Annotated in this window: 22 protein-coding genes and 1 tRNA gene; 11 read left to right on the top strand and 12 right to left on the bottom strand. The window is 32.6% G+C overall.

Annotated features, from left to right (window positions below; all coding sequences use genetic code 11):
- Positions 1-25 precede the first annotated feature (25 nt).
- Both DOS84_RS17705 and DOS84_RS17700 read right to left on the bottom strand, forming a co-directional pair.
- Entirely contained in the window at positions 26-277 is a 252-nt protein-coding gene (locus tag DOS84_RS17705; RefSeq protein ID WP_111411430.1) for a GIY-YIG nuclease family protein, read from the bottom strand.
- A 46-nt stretch (positions 278-323) separates the two neighbouring features.
- Positions 324-401: transfer RNA gene (locus DOS84_RS17700), tRNA-Val, on the bottom strand.
- A gap of 184 nt (positions 402-585) precedes the next feature.
- On the opposite strand from DOS84_RS17700, the gene DOS84_RS17695 reads away from it, so the two are divergent.
- Positions 586-2,370, top strand: coding sequence for an ABC transporter ATP-binding protein (locus tag DOS84_RS17695; protein WP_111411429.1), 1,785 nt, complete (start codon positions 586-588; stop codon positions 2,368-2,370).
- Positions 2,371-2,482: 112 nt separating this feature from the next.
- Here the strand turns inward: DOS84_RS17695 and DOS84_RS17690 are convergent, their stop codons facing one another.
- Positions 2,483-3,652, bottom strand: a complete 1,170-nt coding sequence (locus DOS84_RS17690) for a proline dehydrogenase family protein (protein WP_111411428.1) — start codon at positions 3,650-3,652, stop codon at positions 2,483-2,485.
- 93 nt (positions 3,653-3,745) lie between these two features.
- Here DOS84_RS17690 and aroB point away from each other — a divergent pair, with 93 nt between their 5' ends.
- The 7 genes from aroB to DOS84_RS17655 all read left to right on the top strand — a co-directional run bounded on the left by aroB (position 3,746) and on the right by DOS84_RS17655 (position 10,784).
- Entirely contained in the window at positions 3,746-4,813 is a 1,068-nt protein-coding gene (aroB, locus tag DOS84_RS17685) for a 3-dehydroquinate synthase (RefSeq protein WP_111411427.1), read from the top strand.
- Between the two features lie 58 nt (positions 4,814-4,871).
- Positions 4,872-5,051: a hypothetical protein gene (locus tag DOS84_RS19155; RefSeq protein WP_111411426.1), complete on the top strand. Its 180-nt coding sequence runs from the start codon at positions 4,872-4,874 to the stop codon at positions 5,049-5,051.
- Between the two features lie 55 nt (positions 5,052-5,106).
- Positions 5,107-6,504: a type III PLP-dependent enzyme domain-containing protein gene (locus DOS84_RS17675; RefSeq protein ID WP_111411425.1), complete on the top strand. Its 1,398-nt coding sequence runs from the start codon at positions 5,107-5,109 to the stop codon at positions 6,502-6,504.
- A 132-nt stretch (positions 6,505-6,636) separates the two neighbouring features.
- The gene (locus tag DOS84_RS17670; protein WP_111411424.1) at positions 6,637-7,608 is read left to right on the top strand and encodes a deoxyhypusine synthase family protein; all 972 of its coding nucleotides are present in this window, start codon (positions 6,637-6,639) and stop codon (positions 7,606-7,608) included.
- Between the two features lie 94 nt (positions 7,609-7,702).
- The gene (locus tag DOS84_RS19150; protein WP_165830465.1) at positions 7,703-8,101 is read left to right on the top strand and encodes a DNA primase; all 399 of its coding nucleotides are present in this window, start codon (positions 7,703-7,705) and stop codon (positions 8,099-8,101) included.
- An 87-nt stretch (positions 8,102-8,188) separates the two neighbouring features.
- On the top strand, positions 8,189-10,300 hold the full coding sequence (gene recQ, locus DOS84_RS17660) for a DNA helicase RecQ (protein WP_111411435.1): 2,112 nt from the start codon (positions 8,189-8,191) through the stop codon (positions 10,298-10,300).
- 4 nt (positions 10,301-10,304) lie between these two features.
- Positions 10,305-10,784 carry a DNA-deoxyinosine glycosylase gene (locus DOS84_RS17655; RefSeq protein ID WP_111411423.1) on the top strand — a complete coding sequence of 160 codons (480 nt, stop codon included), beginning with the start codon at positions 10,305-10,307 and terminating at the stop codon, positions 10,782-10,784.
- Between the two features lie 17 nt (positions 10,785-10,801).
- Here the strand turns inward: DOS84_RS17655 and DOS84_RS17650 are convergent, their stop codons facing one another.
- The 4 genes from DOS84_RS17650 to DOS84_RS17635 form a co-directional block, all read right to left on the bottom strand.
- Positions 10,802-11,317: a DinB family protein gene (locus DOS84_RS17650; protein ID WP_111411422.1), complete on the bottom strand. Its 516-nt coding sequence runs from the start codon at positions 11,315-11,317 to the stop codon at positions 10,802-10,804.
- A 39-nt stretch (positions 11,318-11,356) separates the two neighbouring features.
- The gene (locus DOS84_RS17645) at positions 11,357-13,942 is read right to left on the bottom strand and encodes a phosphoenolpyruvate carboxylase (RefSeq protein ID WP_111411421.1); all 2,586 of its coding nucleotides are present in this window, start codon (positions 13,940-13,942) and stop codon (positions 11,357-11,359) included.
- Between the two features lie 97 nt (positions 13,943-14,039).
- Positions 14,040-14,519: an Lrp/AsnC family transcriptional regulator gene (locus DOS84_RS17640; RefSeq protein ID WP_024981770.1), complete on the bottom strand. Its 480-nt coding sequence runs from the start codon at positions 14,517-14,519 to the stop codon at positions 14,040-14,042.
- A 76-nt stretch (positions 14,520-14,595) separates the two neighbouring features.
- On the bottom strand, positions 14,596-15,750 hold the full coding sequence (locus DOS84_RS17635) for a M14 family metallopeptidase (RefSeq protein ID WP_111411420.1): 1,155 nt from the start codon (positions 15,748-15,750) through the stop codon (positions 14,596-14,598).
- 310 nt (positions 15,751-16,060) lie between these two features.
- Here DOS84_RS17635 and DOS84_RS17630 point away from each other — a divergent pair, with 310 nt between their 5' ends.
- A complete protein-coding gene (locus DOS84_RS17630) occupies positions 16,061-16,513 on the top strand; it encodes a helix-turn-helix transcriptional regulator (RefSeq protein ID WP_111411419.1) in 453 nt (150 codons plus the stop codon).
- A gap of 222 nt (positions 16,514-16,735) precedes the next feature.
- Here DOS84_RS17630 and DOS84_RS17625 read toward each other — a convergent pair whose 3' ends face one another.
- Positions 16,736-17,290: a 1-acyl-sn-glycerol-3-phosphate acyltransferase gene (locus DOS84_RS17625; protein ID WP_111411418.1), complete on the bottom strand. Its 555-nt coding sequence runs from the start codon at positions 17,288-17,290 to the stop codon at positions 16,736-16,738.
- A gap of 62 nt (positions 17,291-17,352) precedes the next feature.
- Here DOS84_RS17625 and DOS84_RS17620 point away from each other — a divergent pair, with 62 nt between their 5' ends.
- Together DOS84_RS17620 and DOS84_RS17615 are read left to right on the top strand one after the other, a co-directional pair.
- Positions 17,353-18,018: a spermidine synthase gene (locus DOS84_RS17620; protein WP_111411417.1), complete on the top strand. Its 666-nt coding sequence runs from the start codon at positions 17,353-17,355 to the stop codon at positions 18,016-18,018.
- 175 nt (positions 18,019-18,193) lie between these two features.
- Positions 18,194-20,068: a glycoside hydrolase family 3 protein gene (locus DOS84_RS17615; protein WP_111411416.1), complete on the top strand. Its 1,875-nt coding sequence runs from the start codon at positions 18,194-18,196 to the stop codon at positions 20,066-20,068.
- A 63-nt stretch (positions 20,069-20,131) separates the two neighbouring features.
- Here the strand turns inward: DOS84_RS17615 and kdsB are convergent, their stop codons facing one another.
- From kdsB to DOS84_RS17595, 4 genes are read right to left on the bottom strand one after another with little or no spacing between them, the layout of a single operon-like run.
- Entirely contained in the window at positions 20,132-20,860 is a 729-nt protein-coding gene (gene kdsB, locus DOS84_RS17610; protein ID WP_111411415.1) for a 3-deoxy-manno-octulosonate cytidylyltransferase, read from the bottom strand.
- A 59-nt stretch (positions 20,861-20,919) separates the two neighbouring features.
- A complete protein-coding gene (ygiD, locus tag DOS84_RS17605) occupies positions 20,920-21,753 on the bottom strand; it encodes a 4,5-DOPA-extradiol-dioxygenase (protein WP_111411414.1) in 834 nt (277 codons plus the stop codon).
- A 12-nt stretch (positions 21,754-21,765) separates the two neighbouring features.
- Positions 21,766-22,164 carry a VOC family protein gene (locus DOS84_RS17600; protein WP_111411413.1) on the bottom strand — a complete coding sequence of 133 codons (399 nt, stop codon included), beginning with the start codon at positions 22,162-22,164 and terminating at the stop codon, positions 21,766-21,768.
- Between the two features lie 11 nt (positions 22,165-22,175).
- Positions 22,176-23,600: an ATP-dependent DNA helicase gene (locus DOS84_RS17595; RefSeq protein ID WP_111411412.1), complete on the bottom strand. Its 1,425-nt coding sequence runs from the start codon at positions 23,598-23,600 to the stop codon at positions 22,176-22,178.
- Positions 23,601-23,615 lie beyond the last annotated feature (15 nt).

Below are 23,615 nucleotides of genomic sequence, written 5' to 3'. Positions count from 1 at the left end.
ATCGGAATGCTCTGAATCAGCTGAGCTAACCTTTTTTTAAAATTAATTCTTGAATCTTAATTCTGCTTTTCCAAGATTTAATTTGTAATTCTCTCTTGTGAGCCAGTTCTTTCGTTTGATAGTTTTCGATATAAACAACTTTCCAGTCGTTTACATTTCCAGTAAAGCCTTTGCTTTTTTGATTATGTCTAACAATCCTTTCTTCTAAATTAGAAGTGAACCCAATATAAAATCTGTTCTTGGTTTCGCTAAATAAAATGTATACAACAAAGTCCATAAATATTTGAAATAAAAAAAACTCCTTAATTTCTTAAGGAGTTTCTTGGTGGGCGATGAGGGGTTCGAACCCCCGACCCCCTCGGTGTAAACGAGGTGCTCTGAACCAGCTGAGCTAATCGCCCAATTGCGTGTGCAAATATACAACTAGAACTCGTAATTGCAAGCAAAATTCAAAAAAAAACGAATAAAAAATAGCTGCTTTTTCTTTACGCTCTCATAAACAGTATTTTATTCACGATTGAAACTCTCCATTTTTTTTGTTATCATCTTCGTATAGCCTTACATTTGTATTATAAAACAAATACAATGGCCCGATTCCAAGAAAATGATTTACCCAAATCAAAAATTACTGCAAGTTCTCTGCAAAAAGCAATCCTGATTTTTAAATACGCCGACAATCACAAATGGAAATTTTATGTTGGATTGGTGTTTTTATTGCTTACTAGCGTTACTGCCCTAGCCTTTCCTAAGTTTATGGGAATGCTTGTAGATTGTGTTAATAAGAAAGATGCCCATTTGGCCAATGAAATAGCTTTAGGCTTAGGGTTGGTACTGCTTCTGCAATCATTATTCTCATTTTTCAGACTTTCATTATTTGTCAATTTTACCGAAAACACTTTAGCTAATGTTCGTTTGGCTTTGTATACCAACTTGGTTAAATTACCAATGTCGTTTTTCTCCCAAAAACGTGTTGGGGAATTAAATAGCCGAATCAGTAATGATATTACCCAGATTCAGGATACTTTAACCACAACAATAGCCGAATTTTTAAGACAATTTATATTGATTATCGGAAGCTTTGCAATGCTGGCGAGTATCAATATCAAATTGACCATTATGATGGTTTCGGTTGTACCGCTGGTTGGAGTTGCAGCCGTTATTTTTGGAAGGTTTATTCGAAAATATTCTAAAAAAGTACAAGATCAAGTAGCCGAAAGTCAAGTCGTTGTTGAAGAAACGATGCAGGGAATTAGTATTGTTAAGGCTTTTGCCAATGAATGGTATGAAATTACCCGATACAGAGAAAAAATCAAAGAAGTAGTTAAAATGGCCATTAAAGGTGGTCAATTTAGAGGTTTCTTTGCTTCCTTTATTATTATCTGTTTGTTTGGAACAATAGTGGCTGTTGTTTGGTACGGAGTGCAATTGAGTATTGCAGGTGAGATCACGGTTGGACAATTGTTTACTTTTATATTGTATTCAAGTTATGTTGGCGCTTCGTCAGGTGGAATTGCCGAATTGTATGCGCAAATGCAAAAAGCAATTGGTGCCACCGAAAGAGTTTTTGAGTTATTGGACGAAACTCCCGAGAAAATTAATTCAAACGAACATATTTCGATAAATAAAATAAAAGGAGACGTAACCTTCAATAATGTGGCTTTCAGTTATCCATCCAGAAAAGAAGTTAAGGTCTTGAAGGATATTAATTTTTCGGCCAGTTTTGGACAAAAAATAGCCATCGTCGGTCCAAGTGGAATGGGTAAATCGACAATTGCCTCTTTATTATTGCGCTTTTATGATATAGAAAGTGGTGAAATTTTAATTGATGGAAAAAATATTTACGATTATGATTTGGAAAATCTTCGTGGTAATATGAGTATCGTTCCTCAGGATGTCATCCTTTTTGGAGGAACCATAAAGGAAAACATCGCTTACGGCAAACCCGAAGCAACCGATGAAGAAATTATTTTGGCAGCCAAACAAGCCAACGCTTATGTGTTTATAGAAGGTTTTCCCGAGAAATTTGAGACAGTTGTTGGAGAAAGGGGTGTTAAGCTTTCCGGCGGACAAAGGCAGCGAATTGCTATTGCCAGGGCATTATTGAAAAATCCATCGATATTAATTTTGGACGAAGCAACTTCTTCTTTAGACAGCGAAAGTGAAAAACTGGTTCAGGAAGCGCTTGAAATTTTGATGGAAGGAAGAACAAGTATCATTATAGCCCACCGACTTTCCACAATTCGTTCTGCAGACCAAATTTTGGTACTCGACAACGGAAAAATCAGCGAGCAGGGAACGCATCAGGAATTGATCAATCTAGAAAATGGTTTGTATAAAAACCTGAGCAATTTGCAGTTTAGTAATTCTTAGTTTCAAAATTAAATCACATAAAAAAATCCATTTGTTTTTGACAAATGGATTTTTTTACACTAATATGTTGAAGTATTCTGGATTCTGAAATCTAAATACTGCTAACTGAACTCTACTTCCCTTTTCTTCTATTGCGTTCCGCTTTAATCATGGAAAGTTCACGGCTAGTCTGTCCAGCAACAGAAGTATTTTCCTCTGCACGGCGAATCAAGTACGGCATAACGTCTTTTACAGGGCCAAAAGGCAAATACTTTGCAATATTGTAGCCATTGGCAGCCAAGTTATAACTGATATTATCGCTCATTCCATATAATTGTCCAAACCAAATTCTGTCGTCATTAGAAGCAATTCCTTTTGCTTTCATCAACTCCATTAATTTATAAGTGCTCTCTTCATTATGGGTTCCTGCAAAAATGGACATTGTGTCTAAATGTTCTGCCATATAAAGGACAGCTGCATCATAATTGATATCAGAAGCTTCTTTAGATGCACATATAGGTGTTGGGTACCCTTTTTCTTCGGCACGAAGATTTTCTTTTTCCATGTAAGCACCACGTACCAATTTCATTCCAATAAAGAATCCTTCTTTTTTGGCCTGCTCATGTAGTTTTTTCAAATAGTCCAAACGATCCCAACGATACATTTGAAGTGTATTGAATACGATTACTTTTTCTTTGTTGTATTTGCGCATCATTTCGGTAACCAAATCATCAGCTGCATCTTGCATCCAGCTTTCTTCGGCATCAATCAACAGGGCGACATTCTTTTTATGAGCTTCACTACAAACCTGATCAAAGCGGGCCACTACCCTTTCCCATTCTGCTTGTTCATCTGAAGTCAAAGTTTGTTTTTCTCCCACTTTTTCATATAAATCCAAACGACCTAAACCCGTTGGTTTAAAAACCGCAAAAGGAATTGCTTTACGCTCTTTTGCAAATTCAATTGTTTTTAGGGTCATTTCCAGAGCAGCATCAAATTGATTTTCTTCTTCTTTGCCTTCAACTGAATAATCCAAAACTGAAGAAACTCCTTTCGTATACATTTTATCAACTACCGATAGGCAGTCATCTTCATTTACACCACCACAAAAATGATCGAAAACAGTAGCTCGAATTAGGCTTTCGACAGGTAGATTTGCTTTTATGGCAAAATTGGTAACTGCTGTTCCAATACGTACTAAAGGCTGGCTATTGATTAATTTGAAAAGGAAATAAGCTCTGTCAAGCTCTGTATCACTTTTTAGTGCAAATGCAATTTGTGTGTTATTAAAAATATTATTCATTTTTTGTTATATTTTTTATGCAAATATAAAGAGACTAAGCGATTATTATTAGCAAAAATTACCTTATTTTGCGGTTTCAATTAAATTAAAATCATGCAATCTATTCAAGCTAATAATTATCCTGTTCATTTCAACGAAATTGGATATGAGAAACTAAATCAACATCTAAAAGAGAACAAATATTCAAATTTATTTATAATTGCTGACACCAATACAAATGAGCATTGTTTGCCTAAATTTTTGCCTTTGCTGGAAACAGATTTGACTATAGAAATAATAGAATTTGAAGCTGGAGAAATTAATAAAAATATTGAAACCTGCATTGAAATCTGGAATGTCTTAACAGAACTTGGTGCTGATCGAAAAACATTGATCATAAATATAGGTGGTGGTGTTGTTACGGATTTGGGAGGTTTTGTGGCTTCCACTTTTAAAAGAGGAGTTGATTTCATTCATATTCCGACCACATTATTATCAATGGTGGATGCATCAGTAGGCGGTAAAAATGGCGTGGACCTGGGAAATTTAAAAAACCAGATTGGTGTTATCAATACGCCAAAGATGGTATTGATTGATACTCGATATTTAGAGACAGTTCCCCAAAATGAAATGCGTTCCGGCCTTGCAGAAATGCTGAAACACGGATTGATTTTTGACAAAGCCTACTGGGAATATTTTTTAGATTTAAAAGCCATAGACTTTGATCATTTGGATGCCCTTATTCATCGTTCAGTTGAAATTAAGAACATCATTGTTATGCAAGATCCAACGGAACAAAACATTAGAAAATCATTGAATTTTGGTCATACATTAGGACATGCTATAGAAAGTTATTTTTTGGAAAATGAAAGCAAAACCACCTTACTACATGGAGAAGCCATTGCGGTAGGGATGATTTTAGAAAGTTATATTTCATTGCACAAAAAATTAATAACACAAGAGGAATACAACGAAATAAAAACAACATTAAAATCAATATATGATGATGTTGTTTTTGAAGAAAATGATATTGATCCTATCTTGGAATTGCTGATTCACGACAAAAAAAATGAATACGGTAGGATACAATTTGCTTTGATTGAAGGTATAGGTCAAATAAAAATTAACCAATCTGTTGAAAACGAATTAATTCTAAACGCATTTCAGGATTACAAATCTTAGATATTTTTTAATAGAAAAGGATTGCTTTGCGTCTGTTTTATTTTTTACATTTGCGCCAATGAATAAAAAACAAAATACTAAATCATTTTCTACCAAAAGGAACGGTAACAATAGGTCTTTCTTGAGCTTGTTGAAACGGTTTTATGGTATAAAAGGAAATTTTAGTTTTGATGTGTTTCAATATTTCAAGGCCGATTACGATAAACTACAGATTATCTACGCCAATATTAGAGTTTGAATTTCAATTAATTCTATTTTATCGAATACAATTAATATAAAACTCTACAGAACAAATGAATACAAAATATTCCGATTTAATAAATCAAACCTATTATTTTCCTCAGGAAGAATTTAAGTTAAACAAAGACAATCTTCAGTTTCACAATATCGATTTGATGAAATTGGTTGAGACTTACGGTACGCCTTTGAAATTCACCTATTTACCTCAAATTTCAAACAACATCAACAAAGCCAAAAGCTGGTTTCGTAAATCGATGGAGAAGAACAAATATGAGGCAAAATATTACTATTGCTATTGCACGAAAAGTTCTCATTTTGAATACATTATGAATGAAGCATTCAAAAATAATATTCATATTGAAACCTCTTCTGCCTTCGATATTAATATTGTTGAAAATTTATTGGAAAAAGGAAAAATCAATAAGAGCACCTATATCATTTGTAATGGTTTCAAAAGAGATCAGTACATAGACAACATCGCGAGATTGGTTAATAATGGACACAAAAATACTATTCCGATTATTGATAATTACGAAGAATTGGATTTGTTGCAAGCACAAATAAACGGAAAATTCAAAATAGGAATCCGTATTGCTGCCGAAGAAGAACCTAAATTTGAGTTTTATACTTCAAGATTGGGAATCGGATACAAAAACATTGTGCCTTTTTATAAAAAAGAAATAAAAGAGAATAAGAATTTGGAACTGAAAATGTTGCACTTTTTTATTAACACAGGAATTAATGACAATGCTTACTACTGGAATGAACTTGTAAAATGTATCAAGGTATATGTTGCCTTGAAAAAAGAATGTCCTACTCTTGATGGTTTAAATATAGGTGGAGGTTTCCCTATAAAAAATTCATTAGCTTTTGAATATGATTATCAATATATGATTGATGAAATTATCAATCAGATTAAAATTGCCTGTGACGAAGCGGAAGTAGATGTGCCAAACATTTTTACAGAATTTGGTTCGTTTACCGTTGGAGAAAGTGGTGGTGCAATTTATCAAGTGTTGTACCAAAAGCAACAGAATGACAGAGAGAAGTGGAACATGATTGATTCTTCTTTTATTACAACATTGCCAGATACCTGGGCAATAAATAAACGTTTTATCATGTTGGCCATCAACAGATGGAATGAAACATACGAAAGGGTTTTACTGGGAGGAATGACTTGTGATAGTGATGATTATTATAATTCAGAGCAAAACATGAATGCCATTTATCTACCAAAATACAATAAAGAAAAACCTTTATATTTGGGATTTTTCAATACAGGAGCTTATCAGGAAACTATAGGTGGATACGGTGGTTTACATCACTGTCTGATACCACAGCCAAAACACATTTTGATAGACCGTGATGAGAATGGAATACTGGCGACCGAAGTTTTTTCGGAGCAGCAAACCGCCGAAGAAGTACTTAGAATATTAGGTTATAATAAATAATACAATTTTAGGTTATTATAAATAATCATTAAAATTTGTGATTTAGGAATTTGATATTTATAAATTTCTTTTATTTGTAATATCCAAATCTCAAATAACCTTTTGAACATTAAAATAAAAAAGAAAAAGAATATGAGTAAAGGACCAATCAGTCAATTTATTGAAAAGCATTATTTGCATTTCAATTCTGCATCTTTAGTTGACGCTGCAAAAGCATACGAACAGCAATTAGCCAATGGTGCTAAAATGATGGTAAGCATGGCTGGTGCAATGAGTACAGCTGAAATTGGAAAGATTTTTTCCGAAATAATTCGTCAGGATAAAGTTCAGATTATATCTTGTACAGGGGCCAACCTTGAAGAAGATATCATGAACTTGGTAGCACATTCGCATTATGAAAGAGTTCCAAATTATCGTGACTTGACTCCTCAGGACGAATGGGATTTATTGGAAAGAGGATTAAATAGAGTTACTGATACCTGTATTCCTGAACATGAAGCATTTCGTCGTCTTCAAAAACACATTTATAAAATTTGGAAAGACGCTGATGATAAAGGAGAAAGATATTTTCCTCATGAATTCATGTACAAAATGTTACTTTCCGGCGTTTTGGAAGAGTATTATGAAATTGACTTAAAAGACAGCTGGATGTATGCTGCTGCTGAGAAAAATTTACCAATTATAGTACCAGGTTGGGAAGATAGTACAATGGGAAATATTTTTGCATCTTATGTTATTAAAGGAGATTTGAAAGCTTCTACCATGAAATCAGGTATTGAATACATGGTTTTCTTATCTGATTGGTATCCAAAAAACAGCAGCAATGGTGTTGGTTTCTTCCAGATTGGTGGAGGAATCGCAGGTGATTTTCCAATATGTGTAGTTCCAATGTTATACCAAGATATGGAAATGCATGATATTCCATTTTGGAGTTATTTTTGCCAAATTTCAGATTCTACAACTAGTTACGGTTCATATTCCGGAGCGGTTCCTAATGAAAAAATTACTTGGGGTAAATTAGATATCAAAACCCCGAAATTCATTATTGAGTCTGATGCTACTATTGTGGCTCCATTAATTTTTGCATATTTGTTAGATTTATAATAATTATTTATGAAATCGCCAAGATAGATCTTGTCCCAAAAAAAAAAATGAAGATCTGGCGATACCATGTTCCAATAAAAAATATTAACTACACATGAAAAGAATAATAGTTGATTACGCCAAATTGACCAATGAAATTTTAAATCTTTTGGTTGATAAATTCCCTGATGGTTATGATGATTCGGACATCATTCGATTTAGAAATGCTAAAAACGAATTGATTGAGGCAGTTGAAGTGAAAACTGAGGATACTATATATTTAGTAAAAGTAAGTACTAAATTGGCTGACAGAATTGGGAATTTTGATGAAGATGATGAAATTGATGATGTTGTAGAACCAATTAGCGGTTTAGAACTCGATGTTGATGATGCAGATGACGATGACGACGAAGATGAAAATCTAGATAAACCAGATGTTGACGGTGATGATGACGATGAAGATGGTGATGGTAAAGATATTGCTGACGAAGAAGACGATGATGACGAAGATTAATTCTATGATTTAATAAAAAAATAAAAGGAGCTCCATTTTCGAGTTCCTTTTTTTATTAGATTTATGTTTTTAAAAATATACGCCACAATGACAACAGAAACTTTACACGCCAAACTAAAAGAAAATTTTGGGTTTGAGAAATTTAGACCCAATCAGGAAGAAATTATTAATTGTATTCTTTACGGAAAAGATACTTTGGCCATTATGCCAACCGGAGGTGGTAAATCAATATGTTTTCAACTACCCGCTTTAGTACTACCGGGAACTACCATAGTAATTTCACCATTAATTGCCTTGATGAAAGACCAGGTTGACAGCCTGAAATCCAATGGAATAAATGCTTGTTTTATCAATAGCAGCCAGTCTTCAGATGAACAGCAATTACATATTCAAAATTTAAAAGACAATAAGGTTAAGCTGGTCTATGTTGCACCAGAAAGTTTGTCTTTTTTGGAAAATGCATTTAGTCAGATAGTTGTCAGTCTAATTGCTATCGATGAAGCTCATTGTATTTCAGCATGGGGTCATGATTTTCGTCCTGCTTATACCAATTTGGGATATCTCAAAAACCGCTTCCCTTCCACTCCAATTCTGGCATTGACCGCAACTGCCGATAAAGCAACGCGTACTGACATCTGTGATCAATTAAATTTAAATAATCCTAAAATTTTTATAGCTTCTTTTGATAGAAAAAATTTAAGTTTGGAAGTTAGGCCAGCTTTGGATCGCGTCAAACAAATTGTTGATTTTATAAGAAACAAACCGAATGAATCGGGAATCGTATATTGCTTAAGCAGAAAGACTACTGAAGAACTTGCTGAAAAATTGCAAAAAATTGGAATTAAAGCAAAAGCGTACCATGCAGGATTGGATAATAAAATACGATCCAAAACTCAAGATGAATTTGTCAACGATGAATGTCAAGTTGTTTGTGCGACCATTGCTTTTGGAATGGGGATTGACAAATCGAACGTTCGTTGGGTGATCCATTATAATTTGCCAAAAAATATTGAAGGCTATTACCAAGAAATTGGGAGGGCAGGTCGTGACGGGTTACCATCTGAAACTGTTTTGTTCGAAAGTTATGGTGATGTGATTCAGTTGCAGAAATTTGCATCTGAAGGATTGAATGCAGAAGTACAATTATCCAAGCTGGAAAGAATGAAGCAATATGCCGACGCATTAAGCTGCCGCAGAAAAATTTTACTTTCCTATTTTGGAGAGCTGGTTTCCGAAAATTGTGGAAATTGCGATATTTGCAAAAATCCGCCCGCCTTTTTTGACGGAACCATAATTGCCCAAAAAGCATTATCTGCAATAATTCGTTTACAAGAATCTGAAGCCTTACCTGTAATTGTTGATTTTTTAAGGGGTTCCAAAAATGCTTCCATTTATGATAAAGGGTATCAAAATTTAAAAACCTATGGAGTTGGAGGCGATATTTCTTGGTATGATTGGAATCAATATCTTATACAATTGATAAATTTGGGGTATTGTGAAATTGCCTTTCATCAACAGAATAAAATTAGATTAACACCTTTTGCAAAAAAAGTATTATTTGATGGCGAAAAGGTACAATTGACAACTGTACCAAAATTGAAAACTGAGACAGCTGAAATTAAGAGTGCTAAAACAAAATCTACAGCAAATTCTCTTTTTGAATTTCTTAGAAAGCTACGTTCGGAAATTGCTAAAGAAGAAGAAGTTCCTGCTTACATCATTTTTAATGATGCAACTTTAAAGCAGTTAGAAATTCAACGACCAATGAGTGACTCTGAATTCCTGGCTATTGATGGAGTTGGGAAAGCTAAATTAGAAAAGTATGGTGATGTATTTATAAAAGCTATTATTGAATTTGAAAAAATTAAAAAAGTTAGAGCTAAAAAAGTAAATACCACTTATAAAGAAACTTTGGAAATGTTTAAAAATGGAATGACCGTTGAAGAAATTGCAATAAAAAGAAAATTGGGATTACCCACAATAATTTCGCATTTGGCTAAATTATACGGTGATGGTCATCCGATAGATTTAAGTGTTTTTATTAATAAGCAGGAAATAGCAAAAATAGCAAAAGCAAAAATTAAACTGGAATCGCCAACTGCTTTGAAGCCATATTTTGATTTTTTTGAAGAGCAAATTTCATATGATAAAATTAGAGTCGGTTTAGCCATTCTAGAAAAAGAAAATACAGCATTTTAATTTTATGAAAATACATTCATTCCCTTATTTTATAAATTCAGAAACTGAAATATTAATTTTGGGAACAATGCCTGGCGCCATGTCTCTTGCCAAACAAGAATATTATGCAAATCCAAGAAATCATTTTTGGAAAATACTCTATACACTTTTTGAAGCCTTACCAATTCCTGCAAATTTTCAAGAAAAGGTTCAATTTCTTAAATCTAATAAAATTGGCTTGTGGGATGTTTTGGAAAACTGTGAAAGAAAAGGAAGTTTGGATATTCACATCAAAAATAAAAAAGAAAATGATTTTGTAGATTTATTCAGCGAATTTCCATCTATCACAAAAATTATTTTTAATGGAAAACAAAGTCATTTATTTTTTTCTAAAAAATTCGGACAAATAGAAGGCATTACTTATTTTGTAATGCCTTCGACCAGTCCTGCAAATACCATGACTTTTGAGAATAAGTTAAAAATTTGGTCAAGCTGTTTTAAATAAAACTGCTTGTTTAAAATTTATAAATATCTTTCTGCAAAAACTCTTTGATGATGTTTCATGTGACCAATAATTAAAAATCCTAAAGCTCTGACTGAAACTTCATGCCCTGATGCAATCCCTATTCTTCTTAGTTGTTCGTCAGAAAAACTTTTGAACATTAGCAAGTTGGAATGTCTTACGGCTGAAAACTCCGTTAACAAATCCTGAATACTTCTGATTTTTGCATCGGTATTGTCAACATAATCATTTTCTTCAAATCCCGGTAATGGCGTTTTGTCATTTCTGGAAATTCGAAGTGCGCGATATGCAAAAATCCTTTCGGCATCAATAATATGCTGAATAATTTCTTTTATTGTCCATTTTCCTTCGGCATAACTGTAATCAAATTTATCCAGTGGAATATTTTGGACAAATTTGATAAAGTCATGTAAACTAATTTCTAATTCTTCAAATAATTCAACATTTTCAAGAGCTTCTATATAAGTCGCATTGAATTTTGAATATTCATTTACTGGCAATTGATTTGAATTCATTTTATGTTTTTTAAAAAAATTGAAGTCTATGTTTTTGAATTATGCAGAGTTTCTACTCGCATTAGTATTACCAAAAAGAGAGCGTGTCACAATTTTTTCGTACACTTTAATCAGGTTCAAGTCTGGGTTCTCTTCTTTGTTCAATTCATTAATTTTCAACAAAGCATATTGCTGTATTGTCAACAATGGCAACACAATACGTTCTCTCATTTGAATAGAAGCTATACCATCAGGGTAGTTTTCCATTAGTTCAGTATGACCAGCAATTTTCAATAATAATCTTTTGGTTTCCAAAAATTCATTGTAGATAATCTGCCAAAAAGCCCCAAATTCAGGATCCTTACTCATATATGCAGTTAAAGGAAAAAATGATTTTGCCAATGACATCATACTGTTTTCCAATAGCGTTCTAAAGAATAGTGAACTGTTGTATAAATTCTGAGCTTTTTCCCATTGATTGGTATCTTCAAAATGCTTTAAAGCGGAACCCACTCCAAAAAATCCAGGTACATTTTGTTTTAATTGACTCCAAGATCCCACAAATGGAATTGCTCTTAAGTCAGCAAAATCAAGAGTTTCAGATTTACTTCTTTTAGATGGTCGGCTTCCAATATTAGTTTTTGCATAATATTTCAAAGTACTCATTTGTTCTAAATAAGGAATAAATTTAGGATGATTTTTAAAACTTAAATATTTGTTATATCCCAAATCGGCCATTTGATCCAAAATTTCTTTCTCTTCAACTGACAATTCATTTTGTCCTTGATTGAAAACTTGATTGGCAACACCCGCACTCAAAAGGTTTTCCAAATTATAACGACAGGAATCCAATGTTCCAAAATTAGAACTAATTGTTTGTCCTTGAATTGTAATTTGAATTTCATTATTTTCAATATTTGGACCTAGTGATGCGTAAAATTTATGTGTTTTTCCACCACCACGAGCTGGAGGACCTCCACGTCCATCAAAGAAAATTGCGTGAATTCCATATTTTCTGGAAATTTCAGTTAATGCTTCTTTGGCTTTATAAATACTCCAATTCGCCATTAAATATCCACCATCTTTTGTTCCGTCAGAAAAACCAAGCATAATCGTTTGCTTGTTATTTCTATTTGTTAAATGTTTAGCATATTCGGTATTAGTGTACAATTTTTCCATTACCAAATGCGCATTTTGCAAATCATCAACAGATTCAAATAGTGGGATAATGTCAACAGTTGCATTTTCCCAATTACACAATTTAAATAGAGCAAAAGTCTCCATCACATTAAGTGCACTCTCGTTATTGCTTATAATATAACGGTTTGCACCAAATTCTCCATTGTTTTCCTGAATCGTTTTGATAGCTTGAATTGATTCGACCGTGGATCTTGTCATTTCATTTTCAAAATCGGCAGCATCTAAATTGCCTTTTAAAGTTGATAAAACTTCCATTTTTTCGTCTTCGGTTAAATGGAAATAATTATCCGGAAAAATATTTGTTTTAGATTTTGAATAAAAATCAACTATGTCATAAAAAACACTTTGATGAATTTTACTGTTTTGTCTGATATCTAAAGTTGCAAAATGAAAACCAAATAAATTCAAACGAATAAGCAAAGCATCAATTTGATCGACATAAAGCGATTGATGTTGCTCAATAATTATTGTTTTTATTTTATTCAATTGTATTTTAAATTCTTCAAGCGTAATAAAAATTTCTCCTTTAGAATAAAAAACAGAACGATATAATTTTTGCTCCAGCTCCATAACTAAAGAATCTACAACTGGAAAAGTGAGTTTTCTCTTTAGATTTCGTATTTCAACATAGTAACATTTCAAAATTGAAGTTCTCAAACGTTCTGCTACTTTCAAAGTAATTTCAGTTGTAACAAATGGATTTCCATCACGATCTCCTCCTGGCCAGAACCCGAGTTTAATTAATTGGTTGTTTATGGATTCCCCTTCAAAAACGTTTTTTTGCAAATAATGCACCATTTCACCTGAAGTGTTGTAAAAAACATTTTCCAGATACCAAATTAAACTTACCGCTTCATCAAAAGGATTGGGTTTCTCATTTTGAATAAAAGGAGTTTTTCCTAACTGAGCCAGTAATTGTTTGATTTCTAATAAATTGTTATTTCGTATTGCTTCGGTCAAATCGTTGATGATTCCTAAAACGGGTCCAGGATAAAATTGAGTTGGGTGGGCTGTTAAAACAGTGCGAACATTAAAATTTTCTAAAAAATGAATCAGCTCTTCCTTATTGTCTCTAAGATCTGATTTCTCTTTGATATCACGAAGCGAACCTCTACCCTCCATATTGTTGACAACAGGAAATGCGGCATCTTCGATAGCGTCGAACAAAACAATTTGACGTTCAATATATTGTATAAAGTGAAACATCAAATTAATTTTATCTTTTTCGGTAGCGCTATTCAAATATTTGTCTGAAAAGTAATCGAAAATTTCTTTTGGAGTTTCTTGTTTTTTGAATCCGTTATCACAAAGCTCTGTGAATATAGGCAAGAGAACTCCCGTATTATCAACAGAATCAAAGGGTAATGTTATAAATACACTATTGTAAATGTGGTATTTGGATAAAACATTTTGATTAAAACGTTCTATTTTTGGCAACGTATACATAATTATACTATTAGTTTAATGGTTGGTTAATTTGGTATAAAAAAACCCCAAGATTAAACTTGAGGTTATATTTTATAATATAGCATTCAAGATTTTTTTACATTTCCTTAAAAATGGTATGCATCAAACGCTTTTTATCATTTATACTCTCCTCAAGTGAGATCATAGTTTCGGTTCTATATACTCCTTCGATATCGTCTATCATAAAAATAACATCTTTGGCGTGCTTCGTATCCTTTGCTCTGATTTTGCAAAATATATTGAATTTACCTGTAGTTACAGATGCAACGGTGACAAAAGGAATTTCATTAATACGCTCTAATACAAATTTTGTTTGAGAAGTATTATTAAGAAAAACACCTACATAAGCAATAAATGAGTATCCTAATTTATCATAATCAAGGACTAATGAGGACCCCATAATGATACCGGCATCTTCCATTTTTTTAACTCTTACATGAACCGTCCCAGCTGAAATCAATAATTTTTTTGCGATGTCTGTAAACGGAACTCTTGTGTTGTCTATCAACATATCTAAAATCTGGTGATCTACTTCATCTAAACGAAATTTACTCATAATTCTTTTATTATATGGTTATTTGATACTAAAAAAGTTAAATTTATAAATAAAAATTAAATAAACGGCAAAAATATTATTTTATTACAGTTCCGTTAACGAAAAACACTTTTTCATCTAAATTGAAATTGGCTTTTTGATTTGCTTTTGGGAAATTACTAAACTCATCTTTATATAATGCTCCTTTAGCATCGTATTCATAATGACCATAATATCCTTCTAAATCACCCACTTCAACTATGTAAGCGTTAAAATTTAATATATTATCAATTAACTCTTCTTTATATTGAGCAACAAAATTCGTGATTATTTCGATACCATCATAATTTATTTTGACATTTTTATACATAAAATCAAAAAAAACGACTTTATTCTGAGGAATGTTCAAATATTTATCATTTATATTGCTAACTATATCGTTTTCGCTGAGAATAATAAAACCCGAAAGTAGAGATATAAATATGAATTTACGAGTTACTTCTCTCTCGTAATCATCTGCAAAATGCCCAGCTTCAAACAACAAGGTTGGAACTCCTAGATATTGAAATGTATCTCCTATGCAATTAATATTAAACGAATCATCAAATCGACCTATTTGACCTGGAATATACTTCTGTAAAACCTCATTAATGCCAGCAATCAAATTAATAGCTTTCAATCTTGACTCATTGACCTCTCTCTCTTCATTATAAGAAGGTGCCAAAAAAGATACTGTTGCGGGTTTTCCAGTATCAGCAACTCCAAAAATGGTACGCTGATCATGGAGATTAAAACAATAATCCGGTTTAAACTCTTCAAAAACTGCTCTTAATATTTTACTTTCCGGCTGTGTGAGGTCCTGGGAATCCCGATTTAAATCTATATCATTAGCATTGACTCTGGTATATAGTTGCGCTCCATCAGGATTTAACATCGGAATGCAATAAAAAGTAAAAGTTTCTAAAAGTTGTTTAGCCAGATCCGATCCGCTGTTCAATAGATTTATAAAATCGAACAACGCTTTAGTCGTAGTACTTTCGTTTCCATGCATTTGTGACCAAAGATAAATTTTTAATTTACCGGTTCCTTTTTGGTAACTATAAATGGGTTTTCCCAAAACGGATTTTCCAATTATTTTTACATCCTTTTTTAGGGATTCTCTATTTAATATTGGCTCAATATTCTTTAATGTAATATAACGGCCCTGAATTGTATGTTCTTTATTTTGGTTGAATAGTTGTTCTAAATTCATGTTACAATATTTGATTTACAAAAGTAAACATCTTTATTTTTACATTTGTAAACTATGTGTTTTTGAAAAATTTCAAGATTGTAAACTGCTTTTTTAAAACCAATTATTGACAAGTGTAATTAGTATTTGCGGTCAATGAATAATTTAGTTTTAATACGTAAAAAACTTATAATCAATATTTTAATATTCTTTACATCTATTAAAGCATTAGAATAAAAGTGATCCAATTCATGTTTTAGCATTGTTAATTAGGTTGCTACATTCCTATTGGTTACATTTGTAAATACGTTAATTTGAAATATAATTTACAATGGTAAACACAGATGATTTCATAAAAAGATTGGAGATTATACTTGATTATTATAATCTTAACGCCTCTTCTTTTGCAGATAAAATTGGCGTACAACGTTCCAGCATGTCTCATCTGCTCTCTGGAAGAAACAAGCCAAGTTTGGATTTTATTCTAAAAATTATTGAAATTTTTCCAGATGTAGATCTGTATTGGATATTGAACGGAAAGGGGTTTTTTCCTAAAAATTCTGAAATAAGTCCAGATCCAAATTCTAATTCTACTGCTTCAAAAGCTGGCACTCCTAGCTCTATTGATTTATTTTCTCAAATTTCTACCCTATTAGAATCTAATTTAGATCATCCAAAAACAAATCAAATTAAAGCTTCGATAGAAAATGAAAATACTGATGAAATAGAGAAAATAGTTTTTTTTTATAAAAATGGTACTTTCAAAATATATTCACCAAATTAATTTAAAATTCAGATACAATTAAAGAATCAATTTAGTTACACTTTTTTGAATTTAAAAAATCTAAAATACGACTTTGCTTATTGCAGAAATTAAGTAGAGGGGATTTCTAAAAAATTAAAAAAGACAAACATAAAATGCTATTAAATCACAATTCGTGAGAATTGAATATTCCTCACAAGGAATCGAAAAAAATATTTTATGCGATTCTCAGCGAGCTTCGTTTTAAGGTACTTTATATCCATATTCAGGTATTTTGCCCTTTGCATCAACAAAATGTTTATTCAAACATGACAAATCAGATTCAATATCGCTTGTTGGATAAAATGGTTTTCCAAAGGCGATTACTTTCTTTTCAAAATTTATTGATACAGGAATAATTGGCATATTTGCCTGTAAGGCTATATAATAAAATCCTGTTTTTAGTTGTTCAACTCTTTTGCGGGTGCCTTCAGGGGATAAGCCCAATCGAAATGTTTCTTTTGAATTAAAAATACTTACTATAGATTCAACTTTGTTTAATCCCCCGGTTCTATCTAATGGAGCTCCTCCTAAAGATTTGAAAAAATATCCAAACGGAAATCGGAACAATTCTTTCTTTCCAACCCAATTTATGTCAACTCCTAGAGCCCCTCTGCAAATAATGGCCACGTAAAAATCATGCCAACTAGTATGAGGCATTACCATCAATACACTTTTCTTTATTTGTTCATCTAAGCTTCCTTCTATTTTCCAACCCATTAAATTCTCAAAAATCCATTTATAGATTTGTTTCTTCATTTGTCTTTTATTTTCCACAAATTAAATAATTATTATCTTATTTTTGATAAAAACCTAAATTAATGCTGCGTAAATTATTAAGTTATATTATTCCAATTAAAATATATAAAACTAAATCAACTTTGAGTAAAACCATTGAAGTAACATGGGCAAATGGTGAATTAGTACTCGATTCGGAGAACACCAATTATTCTTATGGAAGCTTGCAACGCATTTTAAGAAGGGGTCTGAAACATTTTGGTTTTGAGAGAATTGCAAAAATGGATCATGCACTAGTGCTTGGAGTTGCAGGCGGAAGCGTCATTAAAACATTAGTAGATGAAATTCATTTTGAAGGTCAAATAACAGGTGTCGATATTGACCCCAATATCATTAAAATTGCTAATGAATACTTCAAATTAGATGAAATTAAAAATCTAAACATAATAATTGATGACGCTTTTGAATTTGTTCTAAAAACAAAAGACCGTTATGATTTGATTATAATTGATATATTTCAAGATACCACGATGCCTAATTTCTTATTTGAAAAGTTTTTTACGAATAGGATTTGCTTTTTACTCAAGAGCAAAGGAGTTGTACTTTTTAATACAATGTGCTTGACCGCTGGAGATAATTTTAGAAATCAAAATTTCGTTAAGGGACTCAGTGACGATAATTACAAAATACAGTCTATACCAAGGGTGGAAGTTCACAATGAATTGATTATTATTGAAAAATTGAATTAGTAAAATAATAATTTAAATAGTGAATATATTGTTTGAAGGTTCAAATATTCGTGTTTTTAATATCATAATTTTCTATTAGCCAAACTTTTACAGATTTTTTTTGTTTAAATTAAATAATTGTTTGTACATTGTGTCCAAATAACACATTGTAATAATTTTTTAATTCATATTCAAAATGGGAAATAAATTCAAACCGCTATTTATCTCAGTATTATTTGTTACGTGCTTTGTTTCGTTATCATTTATTGATCCGCCAAAATATCGGGATCTCAATAAAAATGGTAAAATGGATCCTTATGAAAATATAAATCTTCCGATTGAAAAGCGAATTGACAATCTCATTTCGTTAATGAATATTGATGAAAAAGCGGGATTAATGTTTATCAATGGAACGCTTATCAATACTGACGGAAGTATTGATAAAAAAGAAGGCGCAACGGGAATGGCCACCAGAATTCCTTCTGCAAGGGATTTGATAGTAAATAAAAAAATGAATCATTTTAATTATTGGCAAGCTCCAGGCGTTAAAGAATTGGCAATGGGGTATAATGCCATTCAAAAGGTAGCTGAAGAATCCAGACTTGGAATTCCTGTAACCATTGCATCAGATCCACGTCATTATTTCAGCAATAATGTATTTGCGATGGAAGCTAATGGTTTTTCTCAGTGGCCAGAACAGTTAGGCTTTGCGGCAATAAACGACCCAGTATTGACTCAAAAATTTGGAGATATTGCCCGCCAAGAATATCTAGCAGTTGGAATCCGTGAAGCTTTGCATCCCATGGCCGATTTGGCAACAGAACCACGCTGGCCTCGTGTAAGTGGGACTTTTGGTGAAGATGCAAATATATCTGCCCGAATGATTGAAGCATATATTTTAGGGTTTCAGGGGAAACAATTGGGGAATACGAGTGTAGCTTGTATGACTAAACATTTCTCAGGTGGCGGTCCTCAAAAAGAAGGTTTGGATCCTCATTTTCAATATCAAAAAGGTCAGGTGTATCCGGGTAAAAATTTCAATTATCATTTAATCCCATTTGAAGCCGCGTTTAAAGCTAATACTGCTTGCATTATGCCATATTATGGAGTACCAACTGACCAAACTTCAGAAAATGTTGGGTTCTCGTATAATAAAGATATTATAACAAAATTACTTCGCGAAAAATATAAATTTGATGGAGTTGTTTGTACTGATTGGGGCTTAGTTTCAGATACACATATCGGAGCTGTAATATGGCCTGCAAGAGCTTGGGGAGTTGAAAATCTTAGTGAAATTGAAAGAGTAAAAAAGATAATTGATGCTGGTTGTGATCAATTTGGTGGAGAGAATTGCCCTCAATATATTGTGCAATTAGTTAAAGAAGGAAAAATTAAAGAATCAAGAATTGATCAATCAGTTCGAAGATTACTACGTCAAAAATTCATTTTGGGTTTGTTTGATAATCCGTACGTTGATGTAGATAATGCAACCAAAATTGTTGGTCGTGCCGATTTTAAAAAATTGGGAGAAGATACCCAACGTCGCTCCATGACATTATTGAAAAACGATTTAAAACTTCCTTTGTCTGTATCAAATAAATTAAAGATTTATGTAAAAAATGTAGATTTCAAAATTGCTTCACAATACGGTATTATTGTTGCTTTACCTGAGCAAGCTGATATTGCGATAATCCGTTTAAATACACCTTGGGTTCCTCTTGATACGGACAATCCTTTTGCAAAAGGATTTCATCATGGCGACTTGGATTTTAAAGGTAAGGATTTAGAAGATGTTTTGACTCTTTGTAAAACTGTACCAACTATAGTGGATATTTATTTGGACCGCCCTGCTGTATTTCCGGAAATAAATAGTTCTGCAAAAGCTGTTTTCGGCAATTATGGAGCAAGTGATGCGGCACTTTTGGATGTTATTTTTGGCATTGCCAAGCCAGAAGGAAAATTACCTTTTGAATTACCTTCATCAATGGAGGCTGTTAGAAATCAAAAAGAAGATGTTCCTTATGATTCAAAAGATCCTTTGTATGCTTTTGGATTTGGTTTACACTATTAATTTGTTTTCAAAAATAAAATTCCCGATTCGAAGGATCTAATATAATCCTTGAATCGGGAATTTTTATGCTATCATTTTTCGAGCTTTTTCTAAATCTTCTGCAGTGTCGATTCCAATTCCAACGTGTGAGGTCTCTACCATTTTGATACGCTTTCCAAATTCTAAATAACGCAATTGTTCTAATTTTTCTGACGCCTCCAATGATTTCATTGGTAAACTGTAAAAATCCAAAAGGGCTTGTTTTCTAAAAGCATAAATTCCGATATGCTGCATATAACGAACGCCTACATTTTTCTCTCTTGGATATGGAATTACTGAACGGGAAAAATACAATGCAAATCCATTTTGATCCACTACAACTTTTACATTATTGGGATTATTGATTTCGTCTTCGTTTTTTATCTCTCTCATCAAAGAAGCCAAATCAACTTGTTTTGAAGTGTCGTTTCTAAAAACTTCAATAACTTTTGCCAAAGGATCTTTGTCTATAAATGGTTCATCTCCTTGCACATTGATAACAATATCTACATCTAGATTTTCGACAGCTTCGGCAATACGATCACTCCCCGATTCGTGTTCTTTGATGCTTCGGATTGCTTTTCCGCCATTGGAAATAATTTCATTAAAAATCAAATCGGAATCCGTTACCACAAAGACATCATCAAACAATTTTGTATTTATGGCTGCTTCATAGGTTCTTAAAATTACCGTTTTACCTCCTAAATCTTGCATCAATTTTGCTGGAAATCGTGTAGATGCGTAACGGGCTGGAATGACTGCTATTATTTTCATTTTTTATTTATTCTTCTATTATATTTTAGTTTTCAAATATATGTTTTTATAATCTAAAACTAATTCGAAATCTTGACCGAAGTCATACTCAACGAGCCTGCTACCAATTTGTCATTAAATAAACTTAATTCTTCCGATTTTCCTTTTAATCCCAAAGTATAAACCAAGGGCAAATAATGATCTGGTGTAGGAATAGCCAATTGAAAAGCTTTGCTCTGTTTTTCAAAATCAATTAGCGGTTGGAAATTACCATCGAGTAAATAATCGTTTATATCGGCTCTAGCTTCTACGGCCCAATCATAGCCGTAATTATCGGTATTTATATTTCTAAAATCAACCATTCTCAAATTATGAATGATATTTCCGCTACCAACAATCAGGATTCCTTTACTACGCAAGGCGCTTAGTTTTTGTGCCAAATCAAAGTGGTATTGGCCAGATTTTGTATAATCAATACTCATCTGAATTACAGGAATATCTGCATCTGGATATAAATGTTTAATTACACTCCAAGCACCATGATCCAAACCCCAATGCTGGTCTAATTCCACATCAGTGGGCAATAATAATTCTTGAGTAACTGTGGCTAATTCAGGACTTCCTTTGGCGGGATATTCTACATCAAATAATTCTTTTGGAAAACCTCCAAAATCATGAATTGTTCTTGGCATTTCCATGGCGGTAACTTTGGTTCCGCTGGTAAACCAGTGTGCCGAAATACACAAAATTGCATTAGGTTTTGGCAACGTTTTTGCCATATTTCTAAAACCGGTCACAAACTGGTTCTCTTCAATGGCATTCATTGGACTTCCGTGTCCCAAAAACAGAACAGGCATTTTTTCTGTATTTGAAAATGAGCCTGATATTTTATGTAAGTCATTTAGTGTGTTCATAATAAAAAGATTTTACAAAATTTCATTTCGTTCAATTAAATCCCACAAATTTCCATATAAATCAGCAAATACAGCTACTTTTCCATAAGGTTGCTCTATTGGTTTTCTAATAATTGTTACTTTATTATCTAACAAATTTTGATAATCTCTCTCAAAATCATCTGTATTTAGAAATAAAAAAACTCTCCCACCAGTTTGATTTCCTACTCTACTTCTTTGCTCTTCATTGTCGGCTTTTGCTAAAAGCAAACTAAATCCAAATGTTCCCTTTGGCGCTATCAAAACCCAACGTTTGGCTTCACTTAGTTTAATATCTTCAATTAAATCAAAATGTAATTTTTGAGTATAAAATGTAATGGCATCATCATAATCACTAACTAGCAATGCAATATGAGCAATTCTTTGTTTCATTTTTAACTATTTTATTCTGTAAAACTTTCATCTTTAAATCCTATCAAATATAGCTTATTTTTGGCTCTTGTCATAGCAGTGTATAACCATCGGATGTAATCTCTGTCGATACCATTTGGCAAATATGGTTGTTCAATAAAAACGGTATTCCATTGCCCTCCCTGTGATTTATGACAGGTGATTGCATACGAGAATTTGACCTGCAGCGCATTAAAATATTCGTTTTCCTTTACTTTTTGGAACTTTTTGTACTTTGTGGTTTCGTTTTCATAATCCAACATAACTTCTTGATATAAGCGATTCGATTCCTCAAATGTCAAAGATGGCGATTCACTTTTTATGGTATCCATCAAAAGCACTGTTTCAAAGGGTTTCTGATCGGGATAATCAATCATTCGGATTTTTACTTTCGCAAATTTAAAACCGTATAATTCCTTTATGCCGAACATCTCCAAAATTTCAATTATATCACCATTGGCAATAAATCCAGCTTCATCGGAATCCTTTAGCCAAAAATAATTATTCTTCACCACCATCAGGAAATCGCCTGTGGAGAGTTCACTTTCTTTATCGAGAATTTTGGTTCGGATTTGCTCATTATATTGATTCGCCCTTTTATTGGAACGAACAATAAAAGCGGTGTCTTCTATACTAAAATTACTGTAAGAGGAGTGAATTGCATCCTGAATATCGTATCCGTCAACCAAACGGACAATGTCTTTAAATTTTCGAACGTTGAATTTAAATTCGGTTATAAAAGTGTCCTTCAATAATTCCCTCAATTCAGTCGCATTATGCAAAATTCCTGAGTTTTCTTCCTGACGCATTACTTCATCAAGCTCAATATATTCAACCTCTTTGTTATAATTTATACTAAGTGTGTGAATGTCCAAAGCCGGGCTTATATCCAAATTTACAGGCGGTAACTGAGCCGTATCTCCCAACAGAATCATTTTGCAGTTGGTTCCAGAATACACATAGGAAATCAAATCATCAAGCAAAGATCCGTTTTCATACAATTTGGAATCCGAATTGGTGTCTGAAATCATCGATGCTTCATCGACAATGAAAACCGTATTTTTATGTTTGTTTTGCTGTAAAGTAAACGAAACTCCCCCACCGGAATTCTTCTTCGGAAAATAGATTTTTTTATGAATCGTAAAAGCCGGTTTATTCGAATAATTGGCAATTACTTTGGCCGCGCGTCCAGTTGGAGCTAGCAAAACATACTTTTTGTTAATCTCCAATAAGCTATTTACGATAGTGGAAATAACCGTCGTTTTTCCAGTTCCTGCATATCCTTTCAGCACAAAAATCGTCTCATTTTGAGTATCGGTCAAAAAAATGGCAATTTTTTGAAAAAAAATGTCCTGATTATACGTTGGTTGAAAAGGAAATTTTTTCTGTAAATGGCTGTAAAATGAGGAGGAATTCATTGGGTATATTTTGAT

The organism is Flavobacterium aquariorum (genome assembly GCF_003254745.1).
GTDB classification, from domain to species: domain Bacteria; phylum Bacteroidota; class Bacteroidia; order Flavobacteriales; family Flavobacteriaceae; genus Flavobacterium; species Flavobacterium aquariorum.
This window is presented reverse-complemented; position numbering and strand designations above follow the sequence as displayed.

Excerpts from the sequence above, each read along its gene's own strand:
- DOS84_RS17600 (WP_111411413.1), bottom strand. The coding sequence starts at position 22,164 with ATGAAACAAAGAATTGCTCATATTGCATTGCTAGTTAGTGATTATGAT.
- aroB (WP_111411427.1), top strand. The coding sequence starts at position 3,746 with ATGCAATCTATTCAAGCTAATAATTATCCTGTTCATTTCAACGAAATT.
- DOS84_RS19155 (WP_111411426.1), top strand. The coding sequence starts at position 4,872 with ATGAATAAAAAACAAAATACTAAATCATTTTCTACCAAAAGGAACGGT.
- DOS84_RS17705 (WP_111411430.1), bottom strand. The coding sequence starts at position 277 with ATGGACTTTGTTGTATACATTTTATTTAGCGAAACCAAGAACAGATTT.
- kdsB (WP_111411415.1), bottom strand. The coding sequence starts at position 20,860 with ATGAAAATAATAGCAGTCATTCCAGCCCGTTACGCATCTACACGATTT.
- DOS84_RS17645 (WP_111411421.1), bottom strand. The coding sequence starts at position 13,942 with ATGTATACGTTGCCAAAAATAGAACGTTTTAATCAAAATGTTTTATCC.
- ygiD (WP_111411414.1), bottom strand. The coding sequence starts at position 21,753 with ATGAACACACTAAATGACTTACATAAAATATCAGGCTCATTTTCAAAT.
- DOS84_RS17650 (WP_111411422.1), bottom strand. The coding sequence starts at position 11,317 with ATGAATTCAAATCAATTGCCAGTAAATGAATATTCAAAATTCAATGCG.
- DOS84_RS17625 (WP_111411418.1), bottom strand. The coding sequence starts at position 17,290 with ATGAAGAAACAAATCTATAAATGGATTTTTGAGAATTTAATGGGTTGG.
- DOS84_RS17595 (WP_111411412.1), bottom strand. The coding sequence starts at position 23,600 with ATGAATTCCTCCTCATTTTACAGCCATTTACAGAAAAAATTTCCTTTT.
- DOS84_RS17615 (WP_111411416.1), top strand. The coding sequence starts at position 18,194 with ATGGGAAATAAATTCAAACCGCTATTTATCTCAGTATTATTTGTTACG.
- DOS84_RS17635 (WP_111411420.1), bottom strand. The coding sequence starts at position 15,750 with ATGAATTTAGAACAACTATTCAACCAAAATAAAGAACATACAATTCAG.
- recQ (WP_111411435.1), top strand. The coding sequence starts at position 8,189 with ATGACAACAGAAACTTTACACGCCAAACTAAAAGAAAATTTTGGGTTT.
- DOS84_RS17690 (WP_111411428.1), bottom strand. The coding sequence starts at position 3,652 with ATGAATAATATTTTTAATAACACACAAATTGCATTTGCACTAAAAAGT.
- DOS84_RS17675 (WP_111411425.1), top strand. The coding sequence starts at position 5,107 with ATGAATACAAAATATTCCGATTTAATAAATCAAACCTATTATTTTCCT.
- DOS84_RS17695 (WP_111411429.1), top strand. The coding sequence starts at position 586 with ATGGCCCGATTCCAAGAAAATGATTTACCCAAATCAAAAATTACTGCA.
- DOS84_RS19150 (WP_165830465.1), top strand. The coding sequence starts at position 7,703 with ATGAAAAGAATAATAGTTGATTACGCCAAATTGACCAATGAAATTTTA.
- DOS84_RS17640 (WP_024981770.1), bottom strand. The coding sequence starts at position 14,519 with ATGAGTAAATTTCGTTTAGATGAAGTAGATCACCAGATTTTAGATATG.
- DOS84_RS17630 (WP_111411419.1), top strand. The coding sequence starts at position 16,061 with ATGGTAAACACAGATGATTTCATAAAAAGATTGGAGATTATACTTGAT.
- DOS84_RS17620 (WP_111411417.1), top strand. The coding sequence starts at position 17,353 with ATGCTGCGTAAATTATTAAGTTATATTATTCCAATTAAAATATATAAA.
- DOS84_RS17655 (WP_111411423.1), top strand. The coding sequence starts at position 10,305 with ATGAAAATACATTCATTCCCTTATTTTATAAATTCAGAAACTGAAATA.
- DOS84_RS17670 (WP_111411424.1), top strand. The coding sequence starts at position 6,637 with ATGAGTAAAGGACCAATCAGTCAATTTATTGAAAAGCATTATTTGCAT.